Annotated in this window: 12 protein-coding genes and 1 rRNA gene; 2 read left to right on the top strand and 11 right to left on the bottom strand. The window is 37.9% G+C overall.

Translation table 11 applies throughout. The features are described from left to right. From BUB87_RS08485 to pcp, 4 genes are all read right to left on the bottom strand, one after another. A 16S ribosomal RNA gene (locus tag BUB87_RS08485) occupies positions 1 to 213 on the bottom strand; the annotation flags it as partial. Between the two features lie 401 nt (positions 214 to 614). Further along, positions 615 to 1535, bottom strand: coding sequence for a DUF979 domain-containing protein (locus BUB87_RS08480; protein WP_073344067.1), 921 nt, complete (start codon positions 1533 to 1535; stop codon positions 615 to 617). Next, positions 1525 to 2241, bottom strand: coding sequence for a DUF969 domain-containing protein (locus BUB87_RS08475; protein ID WP_084111066.1), 717 nt, complete (start codon positions 2239 to 2241; stop codon positions 1525 to 1527). The genes BUB87_RS08480 and BUB87_RS08475 overlap by 11 nt, the downstream gene beginning before the upstream one ends. A 53-nt stretch (positions 2242 to 2294) precedes the next feature. Then, a complete protein-coding gene (gene pcp / locus BUB87_RS08470; RefSeq protein ID WP_073344061.1) occupies positions 2295 to 2903 on the bottom strand; it encodes a pyroglutamyl-peptidase I in 609 nt (202 codons plus the stop codon). A 309-nt stretch (positions 2904 to 3212) separates the two neighbouring features. Here pcp and queF point away from each other — a divergent pair, with 309 nt between their 5' ends. Then, positions 3213 to 3611: a preQ(1) synthase gene (queF, locus tag BUB87_RS08465; RefSeq protein ID WP_143156648.1), complete on the top strand. Its 399-nt coding sequence runs from the start codon at positions 3213 to 3215 to the stop codon at positions 3609 to 3611. A gap of 116 nt (positions 3612 to 3727) precedes the next feature. On the opposite strand, the gene BUB87_RS08460 is transcribed toward queF, so the two are convergent. From BUB87_RS08460 to purR, 5 genes are all read right to left on the bottom strand, one after another. Further along, entirely contained in the window at positions 3728 to 4399 is a 672-nt protein-coding gene (locus tag BUB87_RS08460) for an N-acetylmuramoyl-L-alanine amidase (RefSeq protein ID WP_073344058.1), read from the bottom strand. A gap of 164 nt (positions 4400 to 4563) precedes the next feature. Continuing rightward, complete coding sequence (locus BUB87_RS08455) at positions 4564 to 5511, bottom strand: ribose-phosphate diphosphokinase (protein ID WP_073344055.1); 948 nt, start codon at positions 5509 to 5511, stop codon at positions 4564 to 4566. Beyond that, positions 5511 to 6878 (bottom strand): bifunctional UDP-N-acetylglucosamine diphosphorylase/glucosamine-1-phosphate N-acetyltransferase GlmU, encoded by a 1368-nt coding sequence (glmU, locus tag BUB87_RS08450; protein ID WP_084111063.1) that lies wholly within the window; start codon positions 6876 to 6878, stop codon positions 5511 to 5513. Before glmU ends, BUB87_RS08455 begins: the two co-directional genes overlap by 1 nt. Positions 6879 to 6998: 120 nt before the next feature. Then, positions 6999 to 7268 carry a septation regulator SpoVG gene (gene spoVG / locus BUB87_RS08445; protein WP_073344049.1) on the bottom strand — a complete coding sequence of 90 codons (270 nt, stop codon included), beginning with the start codon at positions 7266 to 7268 and terminating at the stop codon, positions 6999 to 7001. Between the two features lie 42 nt (positions 7269 to 7310). Continuing rightward, entirely contained in the window at positions 7311 to 8153 is an 843-nt protein-coding gene (purR, locus tag BUB87_RS08440) for a pur operon repressor (protein ID WP_073344046.1), read from the bottom strand. A gap of 173 nt (positions 8154 to 8326) precedes the next feature. On the opposite strand from purR, the gene murC reads away from it, so the two are divergent. Further along, positions 8327 to 9736, top strand: a complete 1410-nt coding sequence (murC, locus tag BUB87_RS08435) for a UDP-N-acetylmuramate--L-alanine ligase (RefSeq protein ID WP_073344043.1) — start codon at positions 8327 to 8329, stop codon at positions 9734 to 9736. 21 nt (positions 9737 to 9757) lie between these two features. On the opposite strand, the gene BUB87_RS08430 is transcribed toward murC, so the two are convergent. Then, the gene (locus tag BUB87_RS08430) at positions 9758 to 10645 is read right to left on the bottom strand and encodes a type II CAAX endopeptidase family protein (RefSeq protein ID WP_073344040.1); all 888 of its coding nucleotides are present in this window, start codon (positions 10643 to 10645) and stop codon (positions 9758 to 9760) included. A gap of 28 nt (positions 10646 to 10673) precedes the next feature. Further along, complete coding sequence (locus BUB87_RS08425; RefSeq protein WP_200792785.1) at positions 10674 to 11204, bottom strand: phosphatase PAP2 family protein; 531 nt, start codon at positions 11202 to 11204, stop codon at positions 10674 to 10676. Between the last annotated feature and the right edge of the window lie 35 nt (positions 11205 to 11239).

The raw sequence follows: 11239 nt of genomic DNA, 5'->3' as shown, positions 1-11239 counted from the left end.
CCCCTTTCTTTATACACCATGCGGTGTATAAATGTTATCCGGTATTAGCACCTCTTTCGAAGTGTTATCCCGGTCTTAAAGGCAGGTTGCTCACGTGTTACTCACCCGTCCGCCGCTAAGGTAATAGAGCAAGCTCCACTACCTCCGCTCGACTTGCATGTGTTAGGCACGCCGCCAGCGTTCGTCCTGAGCCAGGATCAAACTCTCTTGTAAAATGTGCCCTATATCATACTCTCCGTATGATATAGATTCACCTACTTGTAAGCTATACTTAACTATATACTAAAACAGATTGTATCCCGCTCACTGTTTAATTGGCAAGGTTCTCTCAGCCTCTCGGCTGACGATTTCTTATTTTACTACTTACCTGGCTGTCTGTCAAGGGCTTTTTTGCTCCCTCCCGACAGCTCTTATACTCTACCATCGTTTCGTCTCTTTGTCAAGGGGTATCTCTCGACTTTTTCGTCTCCCTGCCCCTCTTGCGATGGCTTTATTAATATACCACAGCTTTAAGGGGTATGTCAAGAAGATTAATCATTAACTCATAGCATTTTTACCTGATGCAAATTCAATTATAGCACTGTTTATAGAATTTGTCAATAAAAGTGTGAAAATTACGCTCTTCCAAAGAAATACATGATCATTATCTGTATGATAAGCATTGATATAGCAATAGGAATTTGTTTTTTGATGACCCCGTATTTATCCTTCATTTCAAGTACAGCAACAGGTACAATATTAAAATTCGCTGCCATTGGAGTCATTAACGTTCCACAGTAACCGCTTGTAAGTGCTAACATACCTACAACATTCGGATTTAAGCCATATTTAATCGCAAATGGTACTCCTATACCTACTGTTATAACTGAAAATGCTGCAAAAGCATTTCCCATAATCATGGTGAAGATAACCATACCTAGTGCATACACAACTATCCCAATAAATATATTCCCCTGAGGGACAATTTTGCTGACTCCACTTGCTATTACATCGCCAACGCCCGCTGCAGTAAATATAGCACCTAATGAAGCTAAAAGTTGCGGAAGCATGGAAAGAGGTCCTACTGTGTCCAGCATCCTCTTGCCTTCATTTAAAAGTACAGCTGGAGTATCTTTCGTCATAACTATTTCAATAATAGCCGCAATTATAGCACCGATTCCAAGTCCTACAAGAGCCCCAAGTTTTGTAAATATGGCAAAGAGCACTGCGCTGATACCCATAGTAAAAGCAGGTATAAAAAGCGCATATCCGTATTTATCGGACATCCTTTTCCTGTATTCATCTGCTACGGGCTTTTCTGTTCCAGGCTTTACTAAGCCAAACATAGCTGGCAGTGCCATCACTATTACAAGAATACCCGATACAATACTAGGAAGCCATCTTCCAAATGCCATAATAACTCCTAATGATGCCCAGAATAATGTGGTGCCATATCTGGATTTGTGCTTACTGTCCATTAAAGTTTTTATTGCAACATAGATTGATACAATGCCACATATTATATATATTGCTTCAAGAAGGTTTTCACTGGTCATTTGACATTACCCCTTTGCTTAATCTCTGGCTAACGTTTGTTTCTTTAAAATACTTTTTAATAAATTTTTTATCCCTGATATATAAAAATATAGCACTAACTATCATCGCAGATATTGCCACAGGTATTTCTGCTTCCACCGCTTTAAGAGGCGTCACTTTATATCCTAGTTGATCAAGTGTACTTTTAACTAATAAGATTCCTGCACCCGCGATAAATAAAACCTGTCCAAAAAACCAGGATACATTTTCCTGCGCTGCTCCCATAGCTTTTATATCTTCCAGGTCCTCTTCATCTATCTTGCCTGCTCTGTTCACTATGGAACCAACAGCCATAGGTTGAATAACAGGTCTTATAAAGCCTACAACTCCACCCAGACTAATATTAAAAGCTGCAATTATTATTCTTATGATACCATAACTTAAAATCACTCTACCCGGTGTAGCCTGTTTAATCTTGGATATGAATTTGGTTGCTGTTTCTCTTAATCCATTCCTCTCTAAAGCGGCTATAACAGGCAGCAGCATTATAAACAGAGACATGTACCTGTTTGCTACAAATGTAGAACCCAAAGTTTCTAATATCTTTACAATATCAAGACCACCTACCAACCCTGTTACTATTCCAGCAACTATAACTATGCCAATTGCATCAAATTTAAAGGCAAACCCTAAAATAACAATCAAAACACCTATCAATTTAATCATCATATCACTCCTTTAGTAAATTTGGTGTTTAGCAAAACTGTATTTTACCATTCCTACTTTGATGCAACAATTGTAGTTATTGCAATTTCAATAGCTTTTACCATGGTTTCAATGGACATGGAGGGCATATTGGGCTTATCAACTACCTGTTCAGGCAAAAATGGTATATGTATAAATCCAGCCTTGATATTCAAATCATTTTTGTTTATATAATTCAAAACTCCATACAGCAAGTGATTGCACACATATGTTCCAGCAGTATTTGATACCGCCGCAGGAATCCCCTCATTTTTAACAGCTTCAACTATCGCTTTTATTGGGATTGTGGCAAAATAAGCAGGTTCCCCCTCTGGATCAATTGGCGTATCTATGGGCTGATTGTTTTCGTTATCTGGTATCCTGGCATCATCTATATTGATCGCAACCCTCTCCACTGTAATTGCAAATCGCCCACCGGCTTGTCCTATGCATAAAACAAAATCTGGTTTTTCTTCTTCAATAGCTTTTATTGTCACGTCAATTGATTTTCTAAATACCGTTGGTACTTGCAACTTTACAATTTCAGCCCCTGCAATATTGCTGCTTAGTCTCTTTATAACTTCAAACGCTGGATTTACCTTTTCCCCTCCAAATGGATCAAAGCCTGTTACTAATACCTTCATTTAAAATCTCACCTCCAACTAAATATTGTTTATTCCAAAGCCCTTCTTAATATAAAATCTACCATACCTCTATTATGATAATTATGATAATAGTATAGCAAAATCCGTCATGTTCTGCAACAAAAACCGCTGCTCAATTCATAATTTACAATATCTACAAATAGGTTATAAATTACAAATCAAGATTTATATTTTTCACGCTTGCACATTAAAACTATCTTTTATATAATTTTATTGTGTTAGTAGTCGTAGGGTCATGTATATAGCCTAAAAGCAATATAAAATCAATTTTTTGAAAGGTCTGATGTGATAATGTCTAAATATGATAAAAGATGGGATATAGACGGATATGATGCTATAGATACGGACATATTAGAGGCAATACCCTTTGAATATCCAGATAGCCATACAGAAGTCAAATATATTGAGCCAGAATTTACATCAGTATGTCCATGGACCGGTCTTCCGGATTTTGGTACAATCACTATAAAGTATATACCATCTGACAAGCTGGTAGAGTTAAAATCCCTTAAATACTACTTAAACTCTTTTAGGAATGTAGGCATATTGCAAGAGCATGTAGTAAACAGAATATTAAACGACTTGAAGAATTTGTTAGATCCAATAGAAATGACTGTAACAGCCGAATTTAATGCCAGAGGCGGTATATCTACCGTGGCTACGGTAAATTATAAAAAGGAAATATGACCATCACATTCTATCGAAGCTGCTGATGAGATTGTTGGTATAAGTCTAAGACTTATACCAACAATGATAAAAAGTTTTTTCATAATCGTAATGGCCAGTTGGTTTTCTTATCGCTATCATTGAGCTGGTATCTCTTTTATAATAGCATCATATCCTTTTGACTTAAGTTCATTTGCCATCCTTGAAGCATAAACAATACTGGAATACGCACCTACCTGTACAGCATATAATAACTTAACTTTCTTATCGAGATTTAATGTCATAGCAATAGCTTCTGTATATGCTCTTGCTAAATTTTCAATAAATACTTCATCTTTTAATAGCTTTGTATCATATGCATTGTCAATAAAGAGATTTTCACATAAAACAGCGCTCATAATTGTCTCTTTTAACACATAATAACCGGCTTTTTTCATGCCCCTATCAACGCAGCGATAACCTGTATAAAAATTGGCTAATACGCTGTGTAAGATCTCCCTTAATGCAGCAGTTTTAGAAAGGGCGCTTAGGCCGCTGTAGATATAATCTTCGTATCCCTCTCCACCCCCTGCATTAACATGAAGCGATAGAAAAAAATTTGCCTCTGCTTTATTGGCCATTTCCACCCTATCTTTGAGGCTCACATCTTTATCATCTTCTCTTGTCAATGCCACATTCACTTCATATTTTTCTACTAAATTTTCTCGAATTTTTTTCGCTAATTTAAGCGTTATATCCTTCTCAAGCATACCATTAGCTGAAGCCCCTGGATCCGAACCGCCATGCCCGGGATCTAAATATATTAACATTAAATACCCCTCCATTATTCAATTTCTGCTATATAAGTCGCAGTATTTAAACACTTTTTATACATTTTTTAATATAAGATATGACTTTATATCAAAAAAGTTCGTTATTTAAATGATAAGAAAAGGTATAAAATTTAAGAAGAGCCCTCTCTTTAGGGCTCTTCTTATTCAAACAATTTGCTCACAGACATTCCTTCATAAATCCTTACAATAGCTTCAGCAAACAGCGGCGCTACACTGACCACCTTGATCTTCGGCGATCTCTTGTGTTCAGGCAATGGAATAGAATCGGTTATTATTAACTCTTTTATCGGAGATGATTCTATCCTCTCTATAGCCGGTCCCGATAAAACGCCATGGGTTGCAGCAGCGTATACCTCTACAGCGCCGTTCTCTATTAACGCTTCAGCAGCCAGGGTAAGAGTACCCGCGGTATCGACCATGTCGTCTATCAAAATAGCTGTTTTACCTTTTACATCACCTATGATATTCATAACCTCTGCTACATTTTCTTTAGGCCGCCTTTTATCGATGATCGCCATAGGACAGTCCAGTTTTTCAGCAAAATTTCTGGCCCTCCCGGCACTTCCGTGGTCAGGTGATACCACAATGGGATTTTTAATATTCATATTGATAATATATTTTGACAGTATGGGTGCGCCCAATAAATGATCTGTAGGTATGTTGAAATAGCCCTGGATCTGAGCCGCGTGCAAATCCATGGTCAAAACCCTATCAGCGCCGGCTACAGTGATCAAATCTGCAACCAGTTTTGCCGTGATAGGGTCCCTCGCCCTTGCCTTTCTATCCTGCCTTGCATACCCATAATAAGGGATGACAGCATTGATCCTTCCTGCAGATGCCCTTTTACACGCATCGATCATGATCAAAAGCTCCATGAGGTTATTGTTTACGGGATGACATGTGGGTTGAATTATAAAGACATCGGCTCCCCTCACCGTTTCATTGATTTTTACGCATATCTCTCCATCACTAAAAGTTTTGACTTCAGCATCGCCAAGAGGTACACCTACATTTTCGGCAATAGCCTTTGCAAGTTCCCTATTGGCATTGCCGGAAAAAATCTTTATTTTACTCCCTTGTACGTTCATCAATTATCCTCCCGTTTATTAAATTTCCTTTCTACCCAGCCTTCTTTTATTACTTGCCTTTCTCTGGCTATGGCCAGGGCTTTTTTAGGTACATTATCCGTAATCGTAGAGCCCGCAGCTATATAACTATCATCTTCAATCAATAGAGGTGCTATTAAATTCGTATTGCAACCAATGAAGACACGGTCGCCCACAATAGTTTTATGTTTTACCCTCCCATCATAGTTTACAAAAATAGTTCCACAACCAAGGTTACATTGAGAACCTATCTGAGCATCGCCTACATAGGTCAAATGTGGTACTTTGGTCCCATCCCCTATAATGGATTTCTTGATCTCCACAAAATCCCCGATCTTAACATTATTGCCAATGACGCTTTCCGGCCTTATATAGGCAAAGGGGCCCATATTTACATGGTCCTTTACTTCAGAAGATACTATCACCGAATTTAATATACTGCATCCTTTGCCGATCTTGCAATCAATGAGTCTCGACCCCGCGATGTAACAGTCTTCGCCGATCTCTACATCGCCTTCCATGACACAACCGGGATAAATAACCGTATCCTGACCAATCTTTACATCAGGACCTATATAGGTACTGTCAGGGTCTATAATAGTTACACCATTTAGCATATGCTGCCTCAATATACGCTTCCTCATCACTTTAGACGCTTCGTATAACTGCACCCTATCGTTTATGCCCAGTATTTCCTCAGAATCAGCTACATACCCTCCAATTCGATAGCCTTTTTCTCTCATGAGAGCAATGGTATCTGTTAAATAATATTCGCCCTGGGCATTATCGTTAGAAAGTTGACCCAACACTTCTTTTAGTTTTTTTACATCAAAACAATACATCGAAGCATTAATCTCGGATATGGCCAATTCTTCAGGAGATGCATCTTTATGCTCTACAATCTTGATGATATCTCCATTGGAATCTCTTACAATTCTACCATACCCTGAAGGATCCTCCAGCATAGCCGTAATAACAGTAGCAGCATATCTATTTTCCCTGTGGTACCTTATTACTTTATCAAGGGTTTCTGGCGTAATTAAAGGTGTATCCCCTGTCAATATAAGAACTTCCCCTTCGTCAGGCAAGTTCCCCTGGGCGACCATTACAGCGTGCCCCGTCCCCAGCTGCGGATGCTGAAGCACAAAATCGACATCCGACCTCACGGCCTCTTTTACCTCTTCGGCCTTGTGCCCTATAACCAGCGTAATGTGCTCTACCCCGGCCTTTTTGACAGCTGTTATGACATATTCAACCATAGGCTTACCAAGAATCTGATGAATGACTTTTGGATGCTTTGATTTCATCCTTGTACCCATTCCTGCCGCTAAAATCACAGCATGCATCATCTTATCAACCTTCCTCATTAATAGTCCATAGATAATTATAATATTATATTTCTAAATTGTATACAAAAAAATAAAAAAATAAAGGGACATTGTCCCCTATTTTTCCCTATTCTCGTTAATTTATTGGTTATTCACATCCTTTGCTTTATTGTATTCATTTATAATAGCATCTTGCAATCTCGCCCTCATCTCAGCATTTATTGGATGAGCTATATCCCTAAATTCTCCATCAGGTGATTTTCTGCTCGGCATGGCTATAAATAGACCATTTTGCCCCTCTATCACTTTTATGTCATGGACCACAAATTCGTCGTCAAAAGTAACAGAAACCACCGCTTTCATCTTGCCTTCATTTGCTATCTTTCTGACTCGCACATCAGTGATATTCAAGAAGTTCACCACCTTCCGTCCTCTGTCTACACTATATATTCTTCATTTTAACTGAAAATCCTCTATTTTTTTAAAATTTTTTACCCAATCGCCGCTTTGTATATCGATTATCCCCTTTCTTTCGTCAACAGCGTTTAGCTGCAAAACAGAGACGTAATCAGAAACTAATTTTTCGGTAGGATATTTTGTGGCTATAAAGACGCCTATTCCCACCACCCTGGAATCAAATTCTTTCATCATATCCACAATACCTTTAGCTGTACCCCCGGCTTTCATAAAATCGTCGATAATAATAACATTAGAGTTGGCTTTTATCGATCTCTTTGATAAATACATGGTCCTTATGTTCCTTGTAGAACCCGACACATAGTTTATACTTACGACAGGTCCTTCTGTCACCTTGTTTTCCTGCCTGATAACGGCCAAGGGTAACTTAAGCAATCTGGCAACAGCAAAAGCTATAGGTATACCTTTTGTCTCGATAGTGACCACATAATCTGCTTGCACATTTAAAAATGAATAAGCCAGGATCTGTGCAACTTTATCCACCAGCTGAGGATTATATATCACATCTGTAGTATATATAAAATTTCCCGATATAATCCTCTCTTTTTGTGAAAATATCTTGCAAAGTTGCTCTACAAATCCTTCATAATACTTAATATCAATATATGGTATATACTGGATACCGCCAGCTGCACCTGGAATAGTTTTTATTTTCCCCATATGTAATTTTTCAAAAGCATCTTGTATCCGGTCTATATCCTCACTTATGGATGACCTGGCACTATCCAGCATCTCGGAAAACTCATTTATGGTATGTATTTTCCCAGGACTCTCACATAAAATCTTGGTGATCGCTGCAATTCGCTCTGCCCGTTTCAACCCTAAACCTCCGCTCACTAATTTCTCTTTAATATTATCACAAATATTTTACCAAATAAAGAAACTACAAATTATTTTTTATCATATGATATAATTGTATATGAGTCTTTTTGTTATACCATCAGCGAAATTGGTAATAATTAAAATTATCAGTACGTGAAAGGAGACTAATAATGTCTATTGATTTAAATAAATATAAAAACATACATATGGTAGGAATAGGCGGCATAAGCATGAGCGGATTGGCTGAGATCCTGTTTAAAGAAGGCTTCAATGTAAGCGGGTGTGACATCAAATCTTCAAATATAACCGAAAAGCTGAAAAGAGATGGCATTATCGTTTACCTCGGTCACGATCCTTCCCACGTGACAGGCGCTGATTTAATAGTTCACACAGCCGCTGTAAAAAATGATAATCCTGAAATATTAAAGGCAAAAGAACTTGGCATACCCATTATAGATAGGGCAGAGCTTTTAGGCTCTTTAATGAAAAATTACAACTATGGCATCGCAGTTGCCGGCTGCCACGGCAAAACCACTACAACATCCATGCTAGCCATAACCATGCAGCAGGCCGAATTAGATCCCACGATATTATTAGGGGGCGAAATAGACGATATAGGTGGCAACGTGAGGATAGGAAACAGCCCTTACTTTTTAACAGAAGCTTGTGAATACTATGATAGTTTTCTTAAATTTTATCCCTATATTGCAATAGTATTAAATATTGATAGCGACCATCTGGATTATTTTAAGGATATAAACCAGATAAAAGAATCGTTTCTAAAATTTATATCATTGGTGCCGGACTCAGGCTATATTATAGCATGTAATGATAATGAGCACGTACGTGATATATTAAAAAGGGTTAAAGATAGAAATATAATCACATATGGGATAAATTGGCCATCGCATTATACCGCACAAAATATAACATTTAACTCTAATGGTTACCCGGAATTTGACGTATTTTATAATGGACAAAATTTAGGCAAATTTAAATTATCAGTACCGGGGCAACACAACGTATATAATGCATTGGCTACAATTGCTGCATCGATTACTATTGGCATCAATATGGATATTGTAAAAAAAGCTATAAAAGATTTCAGGGGAACTCACAGACGGTTTGAATACAAAGGCAATATAAATGGGATTTCTGTGATAGACGACTATGCCCATCATCCCACTGAGATAAAGGCTACTCTAAAAGCTGCCTTAAATTATCCTCACAAGAGGATAGTATGCGTATTTCAACCCCATACCTTTAGCAGAACAAAGGCACTACTAAATGAATTCTCTCAAGCCTTTGATTGCGCAGATCATGTAATCATTACAGACATATACGCCGCCAGGGAAAAAGACAACGGCATTGTGAACTCAAAAATGCTGGTAGATTTACTAAGACAAAGGGGTATTGATGCCGAGTATGTAAAGACGTTTGATGAGGTGGTAAATTCCCTCCGGCAAAAAGCCACTAAGGGAGACATTATCATGACAATGGGAGCGGGAGATATATATAAAGTTGGAGAAATGTACCTTGATTCATACAAAACGAAAAATATCGAACAGAAAATCTCATAAAAAAACGACGACACAGTGCCGTCAAAATTTAAACACGCGAAGTAAAACAATCTGACCAAAGATGAGGATAATACTCAAAACAATAGGCCAATGACCGATGGAGCAGCGGAGAAAATCGGCAGTACCTCCCACTGCCGGTTTATACTCCGGCTTTGTAACAGCATCTAACTTCTTTAACAATTTCACAAGGACTAAAAATGCCATTACCCCTAATACCAGCCATGCAATAGCTGACTCTAAAGGGATTGATGTTGCTTGCTGCTCTATTCCTCCTGCTAGCTTCATTATACTGACACTCATAAAGTTGTAGACAAAGTGTATGATCATACTCATAAAGACAGATCCCGTTCTATATACTGAATAAGCGAACAGTATGCCCAAAAAGGCTATAGCTGGTATAGAAGCGGGGTTCATATGCAATAATGCGAAAAAAATACCTGACATCACAATCGCTCGCCTGGATCCTGCTCTCTCATAAGCTGTCATGAAAAAGCCTCTAAAAAAAAGCTCTTCGCATACAGCTGCGCTAAATGCCACTGTTATTATCTCTTCAATGAATATGCGCGTATTTTCGGGTGCAGGAATAGGATTTGGAGGAACAACTATCCATCTGCCGGCCAGAAATAACCATATCACGCTTATGGCTTCCGATACTACCCACCCTACCAATGCGATTATAACTGCAAATAAAATATAGCTAATTTTTATCCTTCTAATTTTCAGTATACTTTTTACATCATATCTTTTGGCAAAAAGGTAAACAAGGATAGGCAAGAGGATAAATCCAAATTCAGTTATTATAAGTCCTGAAAATATATTTTTTAGCTGTACATACCCACCAGCGGTAGACAACAATACTAAAATCAGCAGGTAAAAATAATTAGCCGTTTTTATCTTTACACTTTCCAAATCTCAAAACCCCTTTAATTATTCTAATCTAAGTCAAAATCGAATGTATGACAAGAGGAAAAATTGTACCTAGTATTGCCCCTATTAAGACATCTGAAGGGTAATGCACGCCGATGTACATCCTGGATATACCCACCATAAAAGCTACAAAAATCAACAACATACCAACAGGCTGGTAAAAAATGAATGTAGATATAGCCATACTAAAGGCAGCCGTGGTATGACCTGAAGGAAATGAATAATCATAAAAGTCTTTAAATGTATATACATCGTCGAGTACAAAGCCAGGCCTTTCTCTGCTGACCGCATGTTTAAGGGCTTGAACAACGAGATGGCTGCCGGAAAGTGATAACATCGACTCCAATGCCATTCTCCTCAATAACATATTTTCCTTACTTAAAATATAAAGAAATAGCGTAATAGGAATAACTACCAGCGGACCTGCTAGATTCGTTATAACGGGCATTACCCTATCTAAAAGTTTACACTTTACTTTCTTGTTGATAACGTAAAACAACCTTATATCGGACTTGCTGATAGCATTTATAAATCTAGACACCGAATTCCCCCTTACTGCTTATTTCAAATATATTT

Origin of the sequence: Caldanaerobius fijiensis DSM 17918, assembly GCF_900129075.1 — a bacterium.
GTDB lineage: Bacteria > Bacillota > Thermoanaerobacteria > Thermoanaerobacterales > Caldanaerobiaceae > Caldanaerobius > Caldanaerobius fijiensis.
Note: the sequence above shows the minus strand (reverse complement) of the source record. Positions and strands in the feature narration are given on the sequence as shown.

Coding starts and splice junctions, on each gene's coding strand:
- BUB87_RS08480 (WP_073344067.1), bottom strand. CDS start 1,535: ATGACCAGTGAAAACCTTCTTGAAGCAATATATATAATATGTGGCATT.
- BUB87_RS08475 (WP_084111066.1), bottom strand. CDS start 2,241: ATGATTAAATTGATAGGTGTTTTGATTGTTATTTTAGGGTTTGCCTTT.
- pcp (WP_073344061.1), bottom strand. CDS start 2,903: ATGAAGGTATTAGTAACAGGCTTTGATCCATTTGGAGGGGAAAAGGTA.
- BUB87_RS08460 (WP_073344058.1), bottom strand. CDS start 4,399: ATGTTAATATATTTAGATCCCGGGCATGGCGGTTCGGATCCAGGGGCT.
- BUB87_RS08455 (WP_073344055.1), bottom strand. CDS start 5,511: ATGAACGTACAAGGGAGTAAAATAAAGATTTTTTCCGGCAATGCCAAT.
- glmU (WP_084111063.1), bottom strand. CDS start 6,878: ATGATGCATGCTGTGATTTTAGCGGCAGGAATGGGTACAAGGATGAAA.
- murC (WP_073344043.1), top strand. CDS start 8,327: ATGTCTATTGATTTAAATAAATATAAAAACATACATATGGTAGGAATA.